This is a genomic window from Amycolatopsis sp. NPDC051128, from assembly GCF_040682715.1.
Classification (GTDB): Bacteria; Actinomycetota; Actinomycetes; order Mycobacteriales; family Pseudonocardiaceae; genus Amycolatopsis.
On sequence record NZ_JBFBBN010000077.1, the window covers coordinates 16,539 to 36,021 of the forward strand.

Sequence of the window (19,483 nt, forward strand, 5' to 3'; positions counted from 1 at the left end):
GCAGGATGAGCGGTATGCGGCGTGTGCTGGGTCTCATCGGTGTGGCTTCCGTGCTGGTCGCGGGCTGTTCGGGGGCGGCGAGCGCGCCCGTCCAGAGCGTCCCGCCGGCGGCCACCCCCGCGGCGTCGACCGGGAAGTTCACGGTCACGACGGTGACCGGGGGGCTCCAGCACGGCTGGGACATCGGCTTCCTGCCCGACGGCGGCATCCTCGTGCCCCAGCGGCCCGGCAAGCTCGCGCTGATCCGCGACGGCGCGACGACCGAGGTCCGCGCCGACTTCTCCGACGTCCTGGTGCAGGGCGAAGGCGGGCTGCTCGGCATGGTCGTCAGCACGGACTTCGCGACCAGCCGCGAGTTCATCACCTGCCAGGACCACAAGGAGGGCGGCAAGGCCGTCGACATCCGGCTGGTCACGTGGCGGCTGGCCGAAGACGGGGCGAGCGCGACCCGCGTCAAGGACCTGCTCACCGGCCTGCCGGTGAACCCGAGCGGCCGGCACTCCGGCTGCCGCCCGACGTTCGCGCCGGACGGCGCGCTGCTGGTCGGCACCGGCGACACCGCCCGCCCGACCGTCGCGCAGGACCGCCACTCCCTCGGCGGGAAGGTGCTGCGGCTGGACGCCAAGACCGGGAAGCCGTTGCCGGACAACCCGTTCATCTCCTCGGCGGACCCGCGCGAGCGGTTGATCTACACCTACGGCCACCGCAACGTCCAGGGCGTGGCGATCCGGCCGGGCAGCGGCCAGGTGATCACCGCCGAGCACGGGCCGACGTTCGACGACGAGATCAACCTGCTGAAGCCGGGCGCGAACTACGGCTGGGACCCGTCGCAGGGCGGCACCGAGTCCAGCTACGACGAGAGCGTGCCGATGACCGACCTCAAGCGGTTCCCGGACGCGGTGAGTCCACTGTGGACGTCCGGGAAGATCACCGAGGCGATCAGCGGCAACGCCTTCCTGACCGGCGCGCAGTGGGGCCCGAACGACGGCGCGCTCGTCGTGGTCGCGCTCAAGGGCCAGAAGCTGCTGCTGTACCACCTGGACGCGGCGGGCAAGGTCCTCGACGTCACGCTGCCGCCGGAGTTCGACGACAAGTTCGGCCGCCTGCGCACGGCCCGCAGCGGCCCGGACGGCGCCCTGTACGTGACGACGTCCGACGGCACCGACGACAAGCTGCTGAAGGTCACGCCGGCCTGATCATGAAAAAGGCACACCGAGCCGGTGCCGTGAGCACTGTCGCGGGCAGCGTCGAGCGCGGAACATGGTGAGCGCCACAAGTTTTCGCCCGCCACCGACGCGTGTTGGACGCGGTCCGAAGAAAGCGTTCCCGCGGCAACACCGCGCCGGCCCCCGATCGTCACCGCCGACCTGACGATCGGGGGCCGGCATTCCAGCCCGGTTTCCGGAGTCGAACCCCGGCCCAAAGCCGTTACTTGCCCAGGTGAGCCCCGCCGTTGACGTGCACCACCTGGCCGGTGACGTGCCCGGCGGCGGGGCTCGCCAAGAACGTCACCACGGCGGCGACGTCCCTGGCCGCACTCACGTTCCAGCCCTCGACCGCGGCCTTCGCGGCGCCGTACGAACCGGCGCCGGTGTGCGCGCGGCACTGACCACATTGGACCGGAGGTTCCGCTCGAACGCGGCCGCGAAGCCGGCCAAACCGTCACCGTCACCGTCGCCGACGAAGTCCGTATTGCCCCCGGCGTTGTTGACGAGCACGTCGATCCGGTCCGGCAACTCCGCCAGTGCGGCTTCGACGGCCGCGGGATCAGCGGCGTCGAACACGACCGGCCGCGCGCCCAAGAGCGTCGCGGCCTCGGTGAGCACTTTCTCCCGGCGTCCGGTGATCGTGACGCGGTCGCCGCCCCCGGCGAAGGCCGCCGCTACGATCGGGGCATGACCAAGATCGACCCGGCCACCTCCGCCCTTGTGCTCGTCGACCTCCAGGAGCGGATCGTGACGCTGCCGACCACGCCGTACAGCGGCGAAGAAGTCGTCGCGAACTCGCTGCGGCTGCGGAACGCCTTCCGGAAGGCGGGCGCGCCGGTGGTCATCGTCCAGGTGTCGCGGCCGGACAACCCGCCGGGCAGCGAGCTGGTGTTCGACGCGCAGGACGACAAGATCGTCACGAAGTACACGATCGGCGGCTTCGCCGGCACGGACCTGGACGACTTCCTGCGCGGCGCGGGCGTGCGCACCGTGGTGTTCGGCGGCATCGCCACCGAGTTCGGCGTCGAGTCGACCCTGCGCGCGGCCGCGGACCACGGCTACGAGACCGTCGCGGTGTCGGACGCGATGACCGCGCTTTCCGAAATCTCCCACGAGAACGCCATCACGAAGATCTTCCCGCGGCTCGGCACGGTCGTGACGACGGATGAGGCGCTGGCGGGGCTGGCGCGATCGACAAGATCGCCTGGCTGCACCTCGTCGACGGCCGGATCCTGAGCACGCGGTCCCGCGGCAAGGACGTGTACTACCTGCCGGGCGGCAAGCGCGAGCCGGGCGAGACGGACGCCGAGACGCTGGTGCGCGAGATCCGTGAGGAACTCGACGTGACGATCACGCCCGAGTCGATCGCCGCCGCGGGAACGTTCGAAGCGCAGGCGCACGGCCATGCGGCGGGCACGGTGGTCCGGCTGACCTGCTACACCGCCGAGTACACCGGAACGCCGGAAGCGAGCAGCGAGATCGAAGAGATCGCGTGGCTGGGCTACGCGGACCGGGAGAAGGTCTCGGCGGTGGACAAGATCATCTTCGACCACCTGCGCGAGACGGGCCGGCTCACCTAAGCCAGGCGCAGCTTGGGCTTGTGCTCCAGGTGCGACAACCCGTTCCAAGCCAGGTTGACCAGGTGCGCCGCGACCTCGTCGCGCTTCGGCTTGCGCGCGTCCAGCCACCACTGACCGGTCAGCGCCACCATGCCCACCAACGCCTGCGCGTACAGCGCCGCCAGCTTCTCGTCGTAGCCGAGTGCGCCGAACTGCTGAGCCAGGATGTGCTCGACCTGGCTCGCGATGTCGTTCAGCACCGTGGAAAACGTCCCCGTCGAACTCGCCACCGGCGAATCGCGGACCAGGATCCGGAAGCCGTCATGGGAATCCTCGACGTACGACAGCAACGCCGTCGCCGCCTGTTCCAGCATCGCCCGCGGGTGACCGCCGTGGAGGGTCGAAACCATCCGGTCGAGCAGCAGCTGCGTTTCGCGGTCGACGACCACCGCGTAGATGCCCTCTTTGCCGCCGAAGTGCTCGTACACCACGGGTTTCGACACGTTGGCGCGGTGCGCGATCTCCTCGACCGACGTGCCGTCGAAACCCTTTTCGGCGAACAGCGCCCGCGCGACGTTCAGCAACTGCTGACGTCGCTCGGTGCCGGTCATCCGGACGCGGGTCACCGGGGCGGCCGGACGAGCCCCGGTGACCTGCTCACGTTTGGAACGTCGTCTCGCCGCCATCGGGGCAGCCTAGTTGCTAATCCGGCCAAAAGTAGGCCGCCCCCCACACCGCACGTAACCGTTGTGACGAAGCCATGCGGCCGTGGCTGTGGTCGGATTGGCAACAGTCGGCACCGTGACTAGCTCTTTTCCGTGGCGATTCGGGCCAATCGCTGCGGGGTCGGCCAGCGAACGTCGTGCACCCAGCCGAACTTCTCGAAGATCCAGATCAGCCGCGCGGAAATGTCGATCTGGCCGCGCTTGACGCCGTGGCGCGCGGACGTCGGGTCGGCGTGGTGCAGGTTGTGCCACGACTCGCCGAACGAGAAGATGGCCAGCGGCCAGAAGTTCGCCGACTTGTCGCGCGCGGCGAACGGGCGCTCGCCGATCATGTGGCAGATCGAGTTCACCGACCAGGTCACGTGGTGCAGCACGCAGATGCGCACCAGCCCGGCCCAGAAGAACGCCGTCACCGCGCCCCAGAACGACCACGAGATGAGGCCGCCGAGGATCGCCGGCAGCACCAGGCTCACCAGCGCCCACAGCCAGAACAGGTCGTCGACCTTCTTGATCGCCGGGTCCTTCACCAGGTCCGGCGCGAAGCGCTCGGCGTTGGTCTGGTCGCGTTCGAACAGCCAGCCCATGTGCGCGTGCCAGAAGCCCTTGGCGATGGCCCACGGCGAGGTGCCGAACGCCCACGGCGAGTGCGGGTCGCCGTCGCGGTCGGAGAACGCGTGGTGGCGGCGGTGGTCGGCGACCCAGGTGATCACCGGGCCCTGCAGGGCGATGCTGCCCGCGATGGCCATGACCACGCGCAGCCACTGCTTGGCCTTGAACGAGCCGTGCGTGAAGTAGCGGTGGTAGGAAACCGTGATGCCGAGCCCGCTGATCGCGTAGAACACCACGAAGATGCCGACGTCGACCCAGCTCAGTCCCCAGCCCCAAGCGAACGGCACCGCGACCAGCAGCGCCACCAGCGGCGCGATCACGCCGAAGTAGACCGACAGCTGCACGCCGATGCCGCGCGTGCCTTCGGTGACGGGTTTGGGGCCCTTCGAAGCCGGAGAGTCCCCGGCGGACTGAGAACGGTCGAGCGTGGCCGTCATACGCTTCACTTCTTCCTGCACAGGCACCCTTGATGAAGGGTGACCTAACCTACGATGCCGTAAGTTACGGTACAGGAGGTTCGGGCGGCTGGGGAGTGCCCGAACCCACACACGGGTCCCTTCGGAACAGGGGTACCCAGCGGACGCGCCGATAACGCATCCCGCGCGCGGACGACACCCGATCGTCGCTATCCTGACCAGGATCGATCCGCCGTAGTGTAATCGGCAGCACTTCAGATTTTGGTTCTGACAGTTCAGGTTCGAATCCTGGCGGCGGAGCTGCGGAAGGTACCCGAAACCCCACGAAACCGGGAGGTTGGCGCTGACTGACGAGGCGACCGACCCGGTGGCGGCCAGACGCCCCGCGCTGGCCGAGATGTCCGATGCCTGGCTCGTCGGACGCGCGCGGGAGCTGATCGCCGCGGTCCAACGCGTCGACTACACCCAGCAGCTCCAGATCGTCGCGCAGATGGACGAACTGCTCGACGAGACCCAGCGGCGCGGCGAGCCGACGATGGTCGCGAAGCTCCTGCGCGCTTCGGCCATCGCCCGGCTGATCACGAAGGGCCTGGCCGCCGAGGCCGAGCCCCGGCTGGACGAGATGCTCGCGCACACCCGCCGCCACGGCCTGGCCCTGCTGCGGGCCGACGCCCACGCGCTGCGCGGCCGCCGCCTGGTGATCGCCGCGCAGGAGGACCCGGCACTCACCGAGATCGCCCGCGCGCTGGCCATCCTCGACGACTCCGCGATCCCGAGCCGCCAGGTCAGCATCCGCGCCTGGAACCGGACGCTGTGGTCGACGCTGAACGACTGCTGGCTCGTGCTCAACCAGCTCGGCGTGTACGAAGCCGCCGAGGAGGTCATCGGCCGGGCCGCCGCCGCGATCCGCGAGAGCGCGAGCCCGCACGAGATCACGCTGCAGCTGATGAACCGCGTCAAGATGCTGCTCGGCTGGGGCCTGCGGCTCGAGCGCATCGACGAGTACGACGAGAGCGCCGAGAAGTTCCGCACCGCTGCGTCCATGGCCGTCGCCGCCGAGGGCCCGTTCACCGAGTCGCTGTTCCCGCGGATGGCGAACGTCCCGGCTGTCGACCAGGTCGGCGTCCTCGCCGCGGCGCAGGCGCTGCACAACCCGAGCGGCGACCAGATCGACCGGCTCCGGAAGCTGCACGAAGGCAACGGTTACCCGGGCGAACGCGAGATCGTCGCCATCGCGCTGGCCCGCTGCCTGGACAAGGACGGCCACCGCGAAGACGCCCTCAGCGTGCTCAGGAACGCCCGCGATTGGCTGGCCGACGACAACTCACAGCCGTCGATGCGGCTGAACATCGCCCGCGAGCTGGCCCGGCTCGACACCAGCCCGGACTACGCGTCCGGCGCCAGCCAGTCGCTGATCGACTACGCGACGCGGCTCGAGTCCGAGATGTGGAGCCTGCGCGAGTCGCAGATCGCCACGCTGAACGCCCGCCGCGAGCACGAGCGGCTGTCCGCCGAGCACGGCGCGATCACCCAGCAGGCGCTGCAGGACCCGCTCACCGGCCTGCCGAACCGGCGCGCGCTGGACGAGAAGCTGCGCCAGCTCGCGTCGTCGGCCGACGCGCAGCCCCTCGCGGTCGCGCTGGTCGACCTCGACGGGTTCAAGGGCGTCAACGACAAGCAGTCCCACGCCGAAGGCGACAACGTGCTGCGTGTCGTCGCGAGCACGCTTCGTGACGCCCTGCGCGGCGACGACCTGGTCGCGCGGTACGGCGGCGACGAGTTCATCGTGCTGCTCCCGGGCACCCCGGCGTCCGCGGCGAAGATGGCGCTGGGCCGCGCGGTGAAGTCCGTCGCCGGCCTGCCGCACCATCTTTCGCACGGCGTCACGCTGTCGATCGGGCTCGTCTCGCTGCGGCCGCAGGAACGCGGCGAGCAGGTCCTCGCCCGCGCGGACGCGGCCATGTACCAGGCGAAACGCGGCGGCGGCAACCAGGTGGCGTCGGCGAACTCGATGGCCGCCGACCCGGCCACCGCGTGGGCGAGCGAGGCCCCTCCCACCGACCCCGCGTGGGACGCCGAAGAGCCCGGTTAGGATCGGTCACCGACCAAAGCGCACTTTCCCTATGAAAGTGTTCCGGAGGCGCGCCCTCCGGAACCCTTTCATAGGGAAAGTGACGACCGGAGCCATCGTTGGGAGCGTCGTTGAGCGGCCCGCTGAGCACGTTGATCCTCGCCGCGGGTGAAGGCACCCGCATGCGTTCCTCGACACCGAAGGTGCTGCACCCGATCGCCGGGCGCCCCCTTGTCGAGCACGCCGTCCGGGCCGCCGCCGGCCTGGACCCCGAACACCTCGTGGTGGTGATCGGCCACGGCCGCGAGGCGGTCGGCGAGCGGCTGGCCGCGGTCGGGGCAGCCCTCGGGCGCCCCGTCGGCACCGCCGTGCAGGCCGAGCAGAAGGGCACCGGTCACGCCGTGTCCTGCGCGCTCGCCACCCTGCCCGCCGACCTCACCGGCACCGTGCTCGTCAGCTACGGCGACGTCCCGCTGCTCGACACCGCGACCCTGCGCGCGCTGCTCGACGAGCACACCGAGGCGAAGAACGCGGTCACCGTGCTCACCTCGGTGGTCGCGGACCCGACCGGCTACGGCCGGATCGTGCGCGACGCGGCGGGCAAGGTCACGGGGATCGTCGAGCACAAGGACGCCACCCCGGCGCAGGCGGAGATCGCCGAGATCAACTCGGGCGTCTACGCCTTCGACGCCGCGGTGCTGCGCGACGGCCTTTCGCGCCTTTCGACCGACAACGCCCAGGGCGAGCTCTACCTCACTGACGTGCTGGGCATCGCGAACCGCGACGGCCTGCACGTGGGCGCGCTGGTCGTCGACGACCCGTGGCTGACCGAGGGCATCAACGACCGCGTCCAGCTGTCGGTGCTGGGCGCCGAGCTCAACCGCCGGATCGTCCAGCGCTGGCAGCGTGAGGGCGTCACCGTCGTCGACCCGGCATCGACCTGGATCGACGCCGGCGTGACCCTCTCCCGTGACGTCGTCATCGAGCCGGGCGTGCAGCTCAAGGGCACCACGTCGGTCGGCGAGGGCAGCACGGTCGGCCCGGACAGCACGCTGACGAACGTGCGGGTCGGCGCGGGCGCCTCGGTGGTGCGCGTGCACGGCTCGGACTCCGAGCTGGGCGACGGCGTCAACGTCGGCCCGTTCACCTACCTGCGGCCCGGCACGAAGCTGGGCGAGAAGGGCAAGCTCGGCGCGTTCGTCGAGACGAAGGCCGCCGACATCGGCGCGGGCACCAAGGTGCCGCACCTGACCTACGTCGGCGACGCCACGATCGGCGAGCACAGCAACATCGGCTGCTCCAGTGTCTTCGTGAACTACGACGGCGTGAACAAGCACCGGACCGTTATCGGGTCGCATGTCCGGTTGGGCGCGGACAACACCTTCGTCGCGCCGCTGAACATCGGTGACGGCGCTTACAGTGGTGCGGGTGCCGTGATCCGCGAAGACGTCCCGCCGGGCACACTCGCGGTGTCGGCGCCGCCGCAGCGCAACATCGACGGCTGGGCGATCCGCCGCCGGCCGGGTACACCCGCGGCGGAGGCGGCCCAGGCCGCCCTCGACGCCGATTCAGCAGCAGGAACCGACCGGGAGCCGCCAGCATGAGTCCGAAGCAAGGCACGCCGAAGAAGAACCTCATGCTCTTCTCCGGGCGCGCGCACCGTGAGCTCGCCGACGAGGTGGCCCAGCACCTCAACGTGACGATCACCCCGCAGACGGCCCACACGTTCGCCAACGGCGAGCTGTTCGTCCGGTTCGAGGAGTCCGTCCGCGGCACCGACGCCTTCGTCATCCAGGCGCACACCACGCCCATCAACGAGTACGTGATGGAGCAGCTGATCATGGTGGACGCGCTCAAGCGGGCGAGCGCGAAGCGGATCACCGTGGTGATGCCGTTCTACCCGTACGCGCGGCAGGACAAGAAGCACAAGGGCCGCGAGCCGATCTCGGCCCGGCTGATCGCGGACCTGTTCAAGACCGCGGGCGCCGACCGGATCATGACGGTCGACCTGCACACCGCGCAGATCCAGGGCTTCTTCGACGGCCCCGTCGACCACCTGATGGCGCAGACCGTGCTGGCCGAGCACATCAAGAAGACCTACGGCGAAGCGGACATCACCGTCGTCTCGCCGGACTCGGGCCGCGTGCGGCTGGCCGAGAAGTGGGCGCAGACGCTGGGCGACCGGCCGATCGCGTTCATCCACAAGACGCGCGACCCGGACAAGCCCAACCAGGCCGTGGCCAACCGCGTGGTCGGCAAGGTCGAGGGCAAGCTCTGCGTCCTGATCGACGACATGATCGACACCGGCGGCACGATCGTGAAGGCGACGGAAGCGCTGATCGACGAGGGCGCGGCCGACGTCGTCATCGCGACGACCCACGGCATCCTCTCGGACCCGGCGACCGAGCGCCTCGCGCAGTGCAAGGCGCGCGAGGTCATCGTGACGAACTCGCTGCCGATCCCCGAGGAGAAGCGGTTCGAGGGCCTGACGGTCCTGTCGATCGCCCCGATGCTCGCGGAGGCCATCCAGCAGGTCTTCGAGGACGGCTCGGTGACGTCGCTCTTCGACGGCAACGCCTGAGGTTCTCTTCCGCCGGGCGCGAAATCGGCGCCCGGCGGACCTCACGCGGGCTAGCGTGCCGATCATGGGGAAGTTCAAGTTCGGCATCAGCCTCCGCGAATTCGGCAGCCGCGACGCGTGGATCGCGAAGTGCCGCCGGGCCGAGGAGCTCGGCTACGACGTCATCACCGTGTCCGACCACCTCGGCACCGGGCGGTACGCGCCGTTCCCGGTGCTGGCCATGGCCGCCGCCGTCACCGAACGGCCGAGGCTGGGCACGCTCGTGTTCAACGTGCCCTTCTACAACCTCGCGCTCTTCGCGCGGGACGCCTCCACGACGGCCGCGCTGCTCGGCGGTCGGCTCGATTTAGGGCTCGGCGCCGGGAACAAGAAGGCCGAGTTCGACGCCGCCGGGCTGCCGTGGCGGAAGGCGTCCGAGCGGATCGCCTACCTCGGCGAGAGCATTGGGTATCTGCGAAAACACTTCGAAGACGAGGGCCTCGAGCTGCCCCGGCTGCTCATCGCGGGTAACAGCGATGGCGTACTGGACTTGGCCGCCGAGCACGCCGACGTCGTCGGGTTCGCCGGGCTGCGGCAGCAACCCGGCAAGCCACCGGGCACGCTCAAGCTCGACAACGCCGAGGCGATGGACGAGCGCGTCTCGTACTTCCGGTCCCGATCAGGCCGGGAAGTCGAATACAACATGCTGGTGCAGCGGGTCGTGGTGACCGACGACCGGCGGGCCGCGGCGGAGGCGTGGCACGAGGAAACCGAACGCAGCACCGCCAAGAGCGTCGACGAACTCCTCGACGTGCCTCAGCTGCTGCTGGGCACGGTCGAGGAGATCGCCGGACAGCTCGAAACCCGGCGCGAGCGCTACGGCTTCTCGTACATCACGGTTTTCGAGCCGTACCTCGAGACGTTCGCCCCGGTGATCCGGGAACTTCAGTAAGCGACCGTGAAGCGCGCGCGGCGGTGCTTCGGCTGCTCGATCTCGTCGACGTACGCGATCGCGTAGTCGTCGCCGCCGATCTTCGACTCGCCGTTCTCGTCGGTCAGCAGGACGTCGCCGCCGATGCGGAACTCGCCCGTGCGCTCGCCCGGCGCCCACGAACCGAACACGGCGGCGGGGCTGACGTAGAACCAGTCGAGGTCCTCGTCCTGCTCGCGCAGCAAGGAAAGCACCTCGGCGTGGTTGCCGGCCTCCTCCTTGTACTCGGCCGGGAACTCCGGGGTGTCGAACAGCCGCGGGCCGCCCTCGGCGACGTGCAGGCTCGCCGCGCCGCCCACGAACGACAGGCGGGCGCCGTTCTCGCGTGCGATCCGCGCCAGCGCGGGCACGGCGTCGATCAGCTTCTTGCCGTCGATCTCGCGGGCCGGGGTGGCGACCACGACGACGTCCGCGTCCTTGGTGACCTGCGCGACGAACTCCTCGTCGTGCAGCGAGCCCTGCAGCGCGTCGACGCCGTCGGGCACCGAGCCGGTGTTCCGCGCGACGCCGGCCACCTCGTGCCCGCGTCGCAGCGCCTCGGCGCCGATCTTGCCCCCGGCGTACCCGGTCGCCCCGAAAACCACCAGCTTGGCCATGTCTTTTCTCCCATCCGAAGTCGGCTGTCACGGCCGATGCTAGGAACGGAAGATCACCTACTTCAACGGAAGCAACGCACCTGGAGGTAGGTGTCCAGGTCAGCCGCCCAGGCTCGCGAACTCCGCGGCCACCTTCTGCTTCACCGCGTTGGCGTCGAGGGCCGCGCGGACCTCCGCCGTCGCGTTCGGCTTGGACAGCACCTGGTAGCTCGCCGTGCGGTTGGGCAGCTTGAACTTGACCGTGCAGGACAGCTTGATCGTCGCGTACGGCTCGGCGTCGCCGGCCGCCGTGCAGGTCTGGGCGCCGAGGGAATCGGCGCTGACCTCGACGGTGAGGTTGATGTGCACGACGCTCTTTTCGCCGGAGGACGGCGAGCCGACGACGCTGTTGGAGACGTCGACCGTCGTCGTGCAGGAGCCGACGAAGTCCTTGCAGTCGAGCTTGTCGTTCGTGACCACGGCGCTGGCCTGCACGAGCCCCTCGAACGGCTGCCCCATGCCGCCGACGACGGCGTCGAGGTCGGTGTGGAACGCCTTCAGCGTGTCCCCGGCGAGCGAGCTGACCCGGAACTCGGCGCCGAACTTCGGCCCGGCCTGCGGGTCGAGCAGCGAAGGGGCGAAGGCGACCACGCGGTTCGGCTGGGCCGTGGTGACGCTCAGGACGCTCGGTGCGGCGCCGAGCTGGTAGACCTCGGTGCCGTCCGGGAGCTTCGCCTTCACCGGCTTGCTCAGCCCGTCGAGGGCCGCCAAGGCCTGACGCAGGCCGTCGGCGAGCGCGGCGGGCGCGAACCGGGCGACCGGGTCGAAGGGCAGTTCGGAGCCGAGCGAGCGCACCCAGCTCGTGCCGAACCGCGTGCTTTCGTCGATCGCGTGCGCCTTCCAGTAGTCGGCGTCGGCCTGGAGGTAGAACTGGGCGCCCGCGGCCGCCACCTGGACGACACGCCCGTCGAGCGGCAGGCCGCCGACGGCGGTGCCGCCACGGGTGATCCGGAACTGCTGTTCGGCGCCCTTGGTCGTGGACTTCAGGGCCAGCGCGGGGGCCTGGGCCAGCGCGGTGAGGGCCGCGTCGACCGCGGCGCGCTGCTCGGCACGCCGGTTCGCCGTCTCCTGGTCGGCCGAGGAGACACCGGCGGTGCCGGCGACCGCCACCTGGCAGCCGGCCAGCAGTCCGCCCAGCAGCAGCACCGCCGCCACTCTGCTCCGTCGAGCCCGCATTTCCGCCCCCTGCTCTCCCGCTGCGCCGAGCACACCTCGACCGGTGAAGTTTCGCCACCGGATTTGTGTCGTCACGCACCGGGGTCCAGGAGGTTCTAGCCTGGCGCGGGCACCCGCCGCAACCCACCGTGATGAGGTTGGTTTACACTCTTGAGGTTGTCTCGGCGAGGCGGGGCCCTGATGGGGTGCCCGGCGTGATCGACGCGGCGGCTCGGAGTAGCCCCCGGCTGTCGTGCACGCCCGGAAAACTCGCCGCCGAACGCAACCGCCTGAACAGAACAACCCGCATCCCCCGCCGCAGCATGCTGTTCACCGCACCATGTTCGTGATTTGAAGGAGTGCCACACCGTGTCCGAGGTACGTCTGTCCGTCGAGCCGCGCACCGAGTTCGGCAAGGGCGCCGCGCGTCGCACGCGTCGCGCCGGCAAGATCCCCGCCGTGCTGTACGGCCACGGCTCGGACCCGCGGCACTTCGCGCTGCCGGCCATCGAGTTCGCCCGCGTCGTCCGCGAGAACGGCTCCAACGCCGTCATCACGCTGGACCTGGAGGGCTCGGTCGAGCTGGCCCTGACCAAGACCATCGTGGTCCACCCGCTGAAGAACTACATCGAGCACGTCGACCTGCTGGTCGTGAAGCGCGGCGAGAAGATCGTCGTCGACGTCCCCGTCGTCGTCACCGGCAACCCGGGCCCCGGCGGCCTGGTCAACCAGGACGTCGACACCCTGCAGGTCGAGGTCGAGGCGCTGCACATCCCGGAGCAGTTCGAGGTCTCGATCGAGGGCCTCGAGATCGGTGCCCAGGTCCTGGCCGGCCAGGTCCAGCTGCCGCAGGGCGCCACCCTCGTCACCGACCCCGAGTCGCTGGTCGTGGCCGTCAACGAGCCGCAGCGTGAAGAGGCCGGCGACGAGGCCGAAGCGGGCGAAGAGCCGGCCGAAGCCGCCGAATAACATCACCGCATGACGGAAGACCTGCCCGGGGCCGGCGAGCTGATCCTGCTCGCCGGCCTCGGCAATCCCGGACCCCAGTACGCCGGAAACCGGCACAATGTCGGTTTCATGGTGCTGGACGAGCTCGCCGCCCGGATCGGCGGCAAGTTCAAGACGCACAAGTCCGGCGGCGAAGTCCTCGAAGGCCGGCTGGCCGGGTGCCGCGTGGTGCTGGTGAAACCGAGGTCGTTCATGAACCTCTCCGGCGGACCGGTGGTCGGCGCGGCGCGGTTCTACAAGGTGCCGCCGTCCGGCCTGATCGTGGTGCACGACGAGCTGGACGTCGACTTCGGCACGCTGAAGCTCAAGTTCGGCGGCGGCGACAACGGCCACAATGGACTGCGCTCGATCACGAAGTCGCTGGGCACCCGCGACTACTACCGGGTGCGGTTCGGGATCGGCCGCCCGCCCGGCCGTCAGGATCCGGCCGACTTCGTGCTGAAGGACTTTTCGACGGTCGAGCGCAAGGAGCTCCCGTTCGAAGTGGACCGATGCGCGGACGCGACCGAGGCGTTGATCGGCACCGGCCTCGCGGCCGCGCAGAACTCCTTCCACGCGGGCTGACATGGGTGGCAAGGTGAAGCCATGACCCCTGACGAAGTCCGGGCGATCGCGTTCGGCAAACCCCGGTTCGGCCGTCGCGGCTACAACGAGGACGAGGTCGACGCGTTCCTCGACCTGATCGCCGAGGCGCTGGCCGGGCGGAACATCCTCACCCCCGACGACATCCACTACGTCGAGTTCACGATCATGCCGGTCGGCATGCGCAGTTACGACCAGGCGCAGGTCGACCTGTTCCTCGACGAGGCCGAAGCGGCGCTGGTCGCCATGCGGAACCCGCCGCCTCCGCCGCCGCGGGTGGTCGAGGACCAGCGACCGCCGGGACCCCGGAAATGGTTCGGTCGCACCTGAGCTCGGGGGGTGAACCGGCCACCTGGCGCTGGGTAGTCCCAGCTCACTCGAAGGTGGACGCGAGCCCGCCCATGGGGTGAGCTTCGGGGCAGGCTCTTCCGGCGGGCCCGGCCACGGGTTAGGACGGAGGCGGGAATTCGCACCCGTCCACTCCCGGAATCGGAGAGTTCGATGTCGTTCACCGCCGAAGACCTCGCCGACGTCACCTTCGGTAACGCCCCGATCGGCCGCCGCGGCTACGCGAAGCACGAGGTCGACGAGTTCGTCCGGCGGATCGCCAAGACGCTCGCCGACGAGGACGACCTGACCGCCGCCGAAGTGCACCACGTGATGTTCGCGAAGCCCCTCATCGGCAAGCGCGGCTACGACGAGCGCGAGGTCGACATCTTCCTCGACCAGGTGGAGGAACAGCTCGCGGCACGCACAGGCCACGCTCCGGACCTCCCGGGCGCCCGCGCGGAGCACGAAGCCACGGCGGAGCGCGCCGCCCCGCCGACGCTCCCGGCCGAGCGCATCCCCCAACACTGACCCGGGCTCTCAAGCGCCCCAATGTGGCATTGGGTGCGTCCAGCGCACCCAATGTGGCGTTGGGTGCGTCCAACGCACCGAACGCCACATTGGGGCGCATGGGCCCAAGCGGTCAGGCGTCCGCGTTCTTCTTGATCTTGTCCGCGAACTGGGCCGCCGTCGCGGCTCGCTTGACCTTGCCCGACGGCGTCTTCGGGAGGCTTCCCGCCGGGAGCACCACCACCGCGTACGGCCGCATGTCGACAGCGTCGCGGACGCGGGCCGACACCTGCTTCATCAGGCTCTTCTCGGCCTCGGCGTCGCCCGCCAGCTTCGACTCCACGACCACCGCGAAGCGTTCGCGACGGCTGCCGGCGTCGAGCCGCACCGCCACCGCGTTGCCCGCGCGGACGCCCTCGACCGCCATCGCCGCGCGCTCGATGTCCGTCGGGTACAGGTTGCGGCCGCCCATGATGATGACGTCCTTGCGGCGGCCGCAGATGACGATCTGACCGTCGACCAGGTAGCCGAGGTCGCCGGTCTTCAGCCAGCCTGCCTCGTCCTGGGTGCCGACCGGGCCGTCCATGGTCAGGTAGCCGGGCGTCACGGCCTCGCCGCGCAGCCGGATCTCGCCGACCTCACGCTCGCCGACCCGCGCACCCGCGTCGTTGACGATCTCCGCCTCCAGCCCGTCCAGGGGACGGCCGAGCAGCGCGAACGACCGGACGCTGTCGGTGCCGCGCCGCGGGTCACCCTCCGGCACCGGCACGGCGCGGTTGTCGGCCTCCAGCGCGTCCGCCTCGACGACGTCGAGCGTGAGCCCGGTGAACAGCGGCGCGAACGACACCGCGAGCGTCGCCTCCGCCATGCCGTAGGCCGGGAACACGCATTCCGCCGGCATCTTGAACCGGGCGCCGGCGTCCACAAAGGTCTGGACGGCGGTCTCGTCGATGGGCTCGGCGCCGTTCAGGGCGATCCGCAGCTTCGAAAGGTCGTACGCGCTGTCGTCCTCGACGCGGGCCATCCGGCGCCCGACGATCGCGTACGCGAAGTTCGGCGCCGCCGTGGTCGTGCCGTGGTACTTCGTGATCAGCTCGGGCCAGATCAGCGGCCCGGTCAGGAACTCGACCGGCGTGATCTTGACCAGCTCGACGCCGAAGGTCATCGGCACGGTCAGGAAGCCGACCATGCCCATGTCGTGGAACGTCGGCAGCCAGGACACCATCACGTCGACGTCGAAGTCGAACTCCGCCCGCTCGACCATGGCCTTGACGTTGGAGTACAGGTTCCCGTAGGTGATCCGCACGGCCTTCGGATCGGCGGTGGAACCGCTCGTCAGCTGCAGCAGCGCGGTGTCGCCCTCGTCGGTCGCGACGACGTCGGCGAGCGGCTCGGCGGCGGCGAGGTCGGTGATCAGCTTGAAGCCGATGCCCTTCTCCTCCAGCACCGGGGCCAGCTGGTCGAACGGCTCGCCCAGCAACACCAGGTCCGAGCCGATCATCCCGAGCACCCGCACGGTGTCTTCGGCCCACTCGGCGAGATCGGTGCGCTGGGTCGGCTGGTGCAGCATGGTGACGCTGCCGCCGGCCAGCCACACGGCCTGCACGGTCGGCGCGATCAGCACGGGCGCCGCGGCCAGCACCGCGACGGCACCCCCGCGCCCGAACCCACCCGCGACGAGCCCGCCGGCGATCCGCCGGGCTTCCTCGTGCACCTCGCCCCAGGTCCGCCGGACCGGCTCCTTCGGCTCCCCGGTGACCATGCCACGCTGCTGACCTCGCGCCGTCGCGGTGGCGACGAGCGTGTCCACGAACCTGCTCATGGGCGCCAGATTACTGTCCGGGTACCGGGACCCGCCCACCACAGGTCATTCCAGCAGCTCCGACGTCGCCAGCCAGCGACCTTCGACGTCCTCGATCTCGCCCTTGACGCCCTTCAGCTCGGCGTTGAGCTCCATCAGCTTCGCCGGGTCGGTCGCCGCCTCCAGCAGCGCCGCGTGGAGCTTCTCCTCCTTGGCGTGCAGCTGGTCGAGCTTGCGCTCGAGGCGGCCGAGGTCCTTCTGCGCCGCCCGCAGGTCCGCCGCGGACTTCTTCGCCTCCGTTTTCGCCGCCGACTGCGCCGGGCCCGAAACCTCCTTCGCCGCCGCGCGGCGGTTCAGGTACTCCTCGATGCCGCCGGGGAGGTGGGTGATCCGGCCGTCGCCGAACAGCGCGACGATCGTGTCGCAGACCCGTTCCACCAGGTAGCGGTCGTGCGAGACGACGACCATGGTGCCCGGCCAGCCGTCGAGGAGGTCCTCCAGCTGCTGCAGGGTGTCGATGTCCAGGTCGTTCGTCGGCTCGTCGAGCAGCAGCACGTTCGGCTCGGCCATCAGCAGCCGGCACAGCTGCAGCCGGCGCCGCTCGCCGCCGGAGAGGTCCTCGACCGGCGTCCACTGCCGGGCCGCCGGGAAGCCGAGCTTCTCGCCCAGCTGCGACGCCGTCAGCTCCTGCTTGCCGAACACGACACGCCCGGCCACCTGCTCGATCGCCTGCAGCACGCGCAGGTCGCCGGGCAGGTCGTCGAGTTCCTGGCGCAGGTGCGCGAGCGCGACGGTCTTGCCCTCGATCCGGCGCCCGGTCGAGCCTTCGACGTCACCGCCGAGCAGCTTCAGCAGGGACGTCTTGCCCGAGCCGTTGATGCCGACCAGGCCGATCCGGTCGCCCGGCCCGACCCGCCACGTGACGTGGTCGAGCAGCGTCCGCCCGCCCACCGCGTACGTCGTGTCTTCCAGCTCCAGCACGGTCTTGCCGAGCCGCCGCTTCGCGAAGGCCTGCAGTTCGACGGAGTCGCGCGGCGGCGGGACGTCGGCGATCAGCGCTTCGGCTGCCTCGATGCGGTACTTGGGCTTCGACGAGCGCGCCTGCGGGCCGCGGCGCAGCCACGCCAGCTCCTTGCGGGCCAGGTTCTGCCGCTTCTCCTCGGCCGTCGCGGCCAGCCGGGCCCGCTCGGCGCGCGCGAAGATCCAGTCGGCGTAACCACCTTCGTACTGCTCGACGCGGCCGTTCGCGACCTCCCACGTCAGGGTCGCGACGGTGTCCAGGAACCACCGGTCGTGGGTGACGACCACGACCGCGATCCGGCGCGCCAGCAGGTGGTCGGCGAGCCAGCGGACACCTTCGACGTCCAGGTGGTTGGTCGGCTCGTCGAGCACGACGAGGTCGAGCTCGCCGGTCAGCGCGGCGGCCAGGGAGACCCGGCGCCGCTCACCGCCGGAGAGGTTCGCGGTGGGCTTGCCGAGCCCGATCGCGGTGATGCCCAGCCCGTCCACAATGGACCGTACGCGCGCGTCGGCCGCCCATTCGTGCTCGGCGCCGTAGCGTTCGAGCACGACGTCGCCGACCGTGCTGCCGTCCGGGAGCTCGGTCCGCTGGGTGACCACGGCCATCCGCAGGCCGCCGACGTGGCTCACCCGCCCGGAATCCGGCTCCGCCAGTCCGGAAAGGACTTCCAGCAGCGTGGTCTTGCCACCACCGTTGAGGCCGACGACGCCGATGCGCTGCCCGGCCGCGATGCCCAGCGACACGCCGTCCAGGAGCGGGCGCACCCCGTAGGACTTGCTCACCGCCTCCAGGTTGACCAGGTTGGCCATCCGCTCAGCCGATCCTTTCCACGATGACGAACCGCGTCGCCACGACCAGGGTCGTGTCGTCCACGGTGAATTCCGGATCTTCCATGGCCGCGCGCATTTCGGCGCTCTGCCAGTAGTCCGTGTGATCGGCGCGCCACTCGGCGACGCTCGTGAAGCCCTCGCCCTCGTCGAGGGCGTGCTGCAGGTCCACTTCGGACAGTGGCAGGACGCGGACCTCGGTGGTCTCCAGCACCGCGACCCCTTCGCCTGCCGAGTCGATCATCAGCTCGCGCTCGCCGACGGACGGCAGCTCTTCGCCGCACTTCTCGTACTCGGCGACCAGTCCGGTGGTCGACGTCTTTTCCCCGCGCAGGATCGCCGCGACCAGCTTGTCCCGCAGCGGGCCGGGGAACGCGAACTCGGCGTGCTTCATGCGTGCACCCGCGGTGGTGCCGGGCGCGGCGCGTCGTCACCGCCGACCACGCGGGCGCCGGGAACCGGGCCGTGCGCCACCCGGACCGTGCGGCACACCCCCGCGCCGGACAGTTCCGCGGCGACCTCCACCGCGGACTGCGCGCCCTCGCACAGGAACGCGCACGTCGGGCCGGAGCCGGACACCGTGCCGGCCAGCGCGCCCGCGTTGACGCCCGCCCGGAGCGTGCGGCGCAGCTCGGGCCGCAGCGAAACCGCCGCCGCCTGGAGGTCGTTGCCCAGCAGCAGTGCCAGCTGGCGCGGGTCGCCCGAGGCCAGCGCCTCGACGACCGGAGTGTGCGAGCCGATCCTCGGCGGGTTGCCGTCCGCACGCAGGCGGTCCAGCTCCTTGAACACCTTCGGCGTCGACAACCCGTCGGCGCCGAAGGCCAGCACCCAGTGGAAGGTGTGCCGCGACAGCACCGGGACCAGCCGCTCGCCGCGCCCGGTGCCCAGCGCGGTACCGCCGTAGAGCGCGAACGGGACGTCGCTGCCCAGCTCGGCGGCGATCCCGGCCAGCTCGTCCCGCGTGACGTCGAGGTTCCACAGGCTCGCGAGCCCGACCAGGGTCGCGGCCGCGTCGGCGCTGCCGCCCGCCATGCCCCCGGCGACCGGGATGCCCTTGCGCAGCACGACCCGGACTTTCGGCTCGCCGGCGCGGCCGACGTACGCGGCCAGCGCCTCGACCGCCCGCCAGGCCAGGTTGCCGCGGTCGGTCGGGACGGCGCCTTCGCCCTCGCCGTAGACCTCGATGCCGGGCTCTTCGGTGACCGCGACGGTCACCTCGTCGGTCAGCGACAGCGCCTGGAACACGGTCACCAGCTCGTGGTAACCGTCTTCGCGCAGGTCGTCGACCGAAAGGTGCAGGTTGACCTTGGCCGGGACCCGGACGGTGACTGGGGGCGGAACTACGGCGAGCACCCGACCAGCCTACGTGCCCGCACCGGCCGCACTCCGGCCAGGAGAAAGGGCCGGTCCTTCCACGCGGCAGCCGCTGACCCCAAGCGCCCCAATGTGGCGTTCGGTGCGTCTGACGCACCGAACGC

Annotated in this window: 19 protein-coding genes, 1 tRNA gene and 1 pseudogene; 12 read left to right on the forward strand and 9 right to left on the reverse strand. The window is 70.5% G+C overall.

Annotated elements, in window-relative coordinates; genetic code table 11:
- The first annotated feature begins 14 nt into the window (after positions 1–14).
- Positions 15–1,196: a PQQ-dependent sugar dehydrogenase gene (locus tag AB0M82_RS43560; RefSeq protein WP_364735297.1), complete on the forward strand. Its 1,182-nt coding sequence runs from the start codon at positions 15–17 to the stop codon at positions 1,194–1,196.
- A 232-nt stretch (positions 1,197–1,428) separates the two neighbouring features.
- Here AB0M82_RS43560 and AB0M82_RS43565 read toward each other — a convergent pair.
- Positions 1,429–1,946: pseudogene (locus AB0M82_RS43565) on the reverse strand (SDR family oxidoreductase).
- Between AB0M82_RS43565 and AB0M82_RS43570 the strand changes: the two are divergent.
- Both AB0M82_RS43570 and AB0M82_RS43575 read left to right on the forward strand, forming a co-directional pair.
- Positions 1,896–2,444 carry an isochorismatase family protein gene (locus AB0M82_RS43570; protein ID WP_364735299.1) on the forward strand — a complete coding sequence of 183 codons (549 nt, stop codon included), beginning with the start codon at positions 1,896–1,898 and terminating at the stop codon, positions 2,442–2,444. The pseudogene AB0M82_RS43565 and the gene AB0M82_RS43570 overlap by 51 nt on opposite strands.
- Positions 2,399–2,788: an NUDIX domain-containing protein gene (locus AB0M82_RS43575; RefSeq protein ID WP_364735334.1), complete on the forward strand. Its 390-nt coding sequence runs from the start codon at positions 2,399–2,401 to the stop codon at positions 2,786–2,788. The genes AB0M82_RS43570 and AB0M82_RS43575 overlap by 46 nt, the downstream gene beginning before the upstream one ends.
- On the opposite strand, the gene AB0M82_RS43580 is transcribed toward AB0M82_RS43575, so the two are convergent.
- Both AB0M82_RS43580 and AB0M82_RS43585 read right to left on the reverse strand, forming a co-directional pair.
- Positions 2,785–3,378 carry a TetR/AcrR family transcriptional regulator gene (locus tag AB0M82_RS43580; protein ID WP_364735336.1) on the reverse strand — a complete coding sequence of 198 codons (594 nt, stop codon included), beginning with the start codon at positions 3,376–3,378 and terminating at the stop codon, positions 2,785–2,787. The two genes, AB0M82_RS43575 and AB0M82_RS43580, sit on opposite strands and share 4 nt — an antisense overlap.
- 194 nt (positions 3,379–3,572) lie before the next feature.
- Positions 3,573–4,538, reverse strand: coding sequence for an acyl-CoA desaturase (locus tag AB0M82_RS43585; RefSeq protein ID WP_364735301.1), 966 nt, complete (start codon positions 4,536–4,538; stop codon positions 3,573–3,575).
- Between the two features lie 207 nt (positions 4,539–4,745).
- Here AB0M82_RS43585 and AB0M82_RS43590 point away from each other — a divergent pair.
- The 5 genes from AB0M82_RS43590 to AB0M82_RS43610 all read left to right on the forward strand — a co-directional run bounded on the left by AB0M82_RS43590 (position 4,746) and on the right by AB0M82_RS43610 (position 10,100).
- A tRNA-Gln gene (locus tag AB0M82_RS43590) sits at positions 4,746–4,817 on the forward strand.
- Between the two features lie 37 nt (positions 4,818–4,854).
- Positions 4,855–6,609, forward strand: coding sequence for a GGDEF domain-containing protein (locus AB0M82_RS43595; protein ID WP_364735303.1), 1,755 nt, complete (start codon positions 4,855–4,857; stop codon positions 6,607–6,609).
- 110 nt (positions 6,610–6,719) lie between these two features.
- Complete coding sequence (gene glmU, locus AB0M82_RS43600) at positions 6,720–8,192, forward strand: bifunctional UDP-N-acetylglucosamine diphosphorylase/glucosamine-1-phosphate N-acetyltransferase GlmU (protein WP_364735305.1); 1,473 nt, start codon at positions 6,720–6,722, stop codon at positions 8,190–8,192.
- The gene (locus AB0M82_RS43605) at positions 8,189–9,169 is read left to right on the forward strand and encodes a ribose-phosphate diphosphokinase (protein ID WP_364735307.1); all 981 of its coding nucleotides are present in this window, start codon (positions 8,189–8,191) and stop codon (positions 9,167–9,169) included. Before glmU ends, AB0M82_RS43605 begins: the two co-directional genes overlap by 4 nt.
- A gap of 64 nt (positions 9,170–9,233) precedes the next feature.
- Entirely contained in the window at positions 9,234–10,100 is an 867-nt protein-coding gene (locus tag AB0M82_RS43610; RefSeq protein ID WP_364735309.1) for a TIGR03621 family F420-dependent LLM class oxidoreductase, read from the forward strand.
- On the opposite strand, the gene AB0M82_RS43615 is transcribed toward AB0M82_RS43610, so the two are convergent.
- Together AB0M82_RS43615 and AB0M82_RS43620 are read right to left on the reverse strand one after the other, a co-directional pair.
- Complete coding sequence (locus AB0M82_RS43615; protein WP_364735311.1) at positions 10,094–10,735, reverse strand: NAD(P)H-binding protein; 642 nt, start codon at positions 10,733–10,735, stop codon at positions 10,094–10,096. The two genes, AB0M82_RS43610 and AB0M82_RS43615, sit on opposite strands and share 7 nt — an antisense overlap.
- Positions 10,736–10,834: 99 nt before the next feature.
- Positions 10,835–11,950, reverse strand: coding sequence for a hypothetical protein (locus AB0M82_RS43620; protein WP_364735313.1), 1,116 nt, complete (start codon positions 11,948–11,950; stop codon positions 10,835–10,837).
- Between the two features lie 348 nt (positions 11,951–12,298).
- On the opposite strand from AB0M82_RS43620, the gene AB0M82_RS43625 reads away from it, so the two are divergent.
- The 4 genes from AB0M82_RS43625 (at position 12,299) to AB0M82_RS43640 (ending at position 14,377) form a co-directional block, all read left to right on the forward strand.
- The gene (locus AB0M82_RS43625) at positions 12,299–12,898 is read left to right on the forward strand and encodes a 50S ribosomal protein L25/general stress protein Ctc (protein WP_364735315.1); all 600 of its coding nucleotides are present in this window, start codon (positions 12,299–12,301) and stop codon (positions 12,896–12,898) included.
- Positions 12,899–12,907: 9 nt separating this feature from the next.
- The gene (pth, locus tag AB0M82_RS43630) at positions 12,908–13,501 is read left to right on the forward strand and encodes an aminoacyl-tRNA hydrolase (RefSeq protein ID WP_364735317.1); all 594 of its coding nucleotides are present in this window, start codon (positions 12,908–12,910) and stop codon (positions 13,499–13,501) included.
- Positions 13,502–13,522: 21 nt separating this feature from the next.
- The gene (locus AB0M82_RS43635; RefSeq protein ID WP_364735318.1) at positions 13,523–13,849 is read left to right on the forward strand and encodes a DivIVA domain-containing protein; all 327 of its coding nucleotides are present in this window, start codon (positions 13,523–13,525) and stop codon (positions 13,847–13,849) included.
- 171 nt (positions 13,850–14,020) lie between these two features.
- Positions 14,021–14,377: a DivIVA domain-containing protein gene (locus AB0M82_RS43640; RefSeq protein ID WP_364735320.1), complete on the forward strand. Its 357-nt coding sequence runs from the start codon at positions 14,021–14,023 to the stop codon at positions 14,375–14,377.
- Positions 14,378–14,489: 112 nt separating this feature from the next.
- Here the strand turns inward: AB0M82_RS43640 and AB0M82_RS43645 are convergent, their stop codons facing one another.
- The 4 genes from AB0M82_RS43645 to AB0M82_RS43660 are packed head-to-tail and all read right to left on the reverse strand — an operon-like array spanning position 14,490 to position 19,358.
- Positions 14,490–16,178: a fatty acyl-AMP ligase gene (locus AB0M82_RS43645; RefSeq protein WP_364735322.1), complete on the reverse strand. Its 1,689-nt coding sequence runs from the start codon at positions 16,176–16,178 to the stop codon at positions 14,490–14,492.
- A 45-nt stretch (positions 16,179–16,223) separates the two neighbouring features.
- Positions 16,224–17,987, reverse strand: coding sequence for an ABC-F family ATP-binding cassette domain-containing protein (locus tag AB0M82_RS43650; protein ID WP_364735324.1), 1,764 nt, complete (start codon positions 17,985–17,987; stop codon positions 16,224–16,226).
- 4 nt (positions 17,988–17,991) lie between these two features.
- Positions 17,992–18,399, reverse strand: coding sequence for an ASCH domain-containing protein (locus tag AB0M82_RS43655; RefSeq protein ID WP_364735326.1), 408 nt, complete (start codon positions 18,397–18,399; stop codon positions 17,992–17,994).
- Positions 18,396–19,358: a 4-(cytidine 5'-diphospho)-2-C-methyl-D-erythritol kinase gene (locus AB0M82_RS43660; protein ID WP_364735328.1), complete on the reverse strand. Its 963-nt coding sequence runs from the start codon at positions 19,356–19,358 to the stop codon at positions 18,396–18,398. Before AB0M82_RS43660 ends, AB0M82_RS43655 begins: the two co-directional genes overlap by 4 nt.
- Positions 19,359–19,483: the final 125 nt, after the last annotated feature.

Bases quoted from the DNA above. Each gene is read 5' to 3' on its own strand.
- AB0M82_RS43560 (WP_364735297.1), top strand. From the start codon at position 15: ATGCGGCGTGTGCTGGGTCTCATCGGTGTGGCTTCCGTGCTGGTCGCG.
- AB0M82_RS43570 (WP_364735299.1), top strand. From the start codon at position 1,896: ATGACCAAGATCGACCCGGCCACCTCCGCCCTTGTGCTCGTCGACCTC.
- AB0M82_RS43580 (WP_364735336.1), bottom strand. From the start codon at position 3,378: ATGACCGGCACCGAGCGACGTCAGCAGTTGCTGAACGTCGCGCGGGCG.
- AB0M82_RS43585 (WP_364735301.1), bottom strand. From the start codon at position 4,538: ATGACGGCCACGCTCGACCGTTCTCAGTCCGCCGGGGACTCTCCGGCT.
- AB0M82_RS43605 (WP_364735307.1), top strand. From the start codon at position 8,189: ATGAGTCCGAAGCAAGGCACGCCGAAGAAGAACCTCATGCTCTTCTCC.
- AB0M82_RS43610 (WP_364735309.1), top strand. From the start codon at position 9,234: ATGGGGAAGTTCAAGTTCGGCATCAGCCTCCGCGAATTCGGCAGCCGC.
- AB0M82_RS43615 (WP_364735311.1), bottom strand. From the start codon at position 10,735: ATGGCCAAGCTGGTGGTTTTCGGGGCGACCGGGTACGCCGGGGGCAAG.
- AB0M82_RS43620 (WP_364735313.1), bottom strand. From the start codon at position 11,950: ATGCGGGCTCGACGGAGCAGAGTGGCGGCGGTGCTGCTGCTGGGCGGA.
- pth (WP_364735317.1), top strand. From the start codon at position 12,908: ATGACGGAAGACCTGCCCGGGGCCGGCGAGCTGATCCTGCTCGCCGGC.
- AB0M82_RS43635 (WP_364735318.1), top strand. From the start codon at position 13,523: ATGACCCCTGACGAAGTCCGGGCGATCGCGTTCGGCAAACCCCGGTTC.
- AB0M82_RS43640 (WP_364735320.1), top strand. From the start codon at position 14,021: ATGTCGTTCACCGCCGAAGACCTCGCCGACGTCACCTTCGGTAACGCC.
- AB0M82_RS43645 (WP_364735322.1), bottom strand. From the start codon at position 16,178: ATGAGCAGGTTCGTGGACACGCTCGTCGCCACCGCGACGGCGCGAGGT.
- AB0M82_RS43650 (WP_364735324.1), bottom strand. From the start codon at position 17,987: ATGGCCAACCTGGTCAACCTGGAGGCGGTGAGCAAGTCCTACGGGGTG.
- AB0M82_RS43655 (WP_364735326.1), bottom strand. From the start codon at position 18,399: ATGAAGCACGCCGAGTTCGCGTTCCCCGGCCCGCTGCGGGACAAGCTG.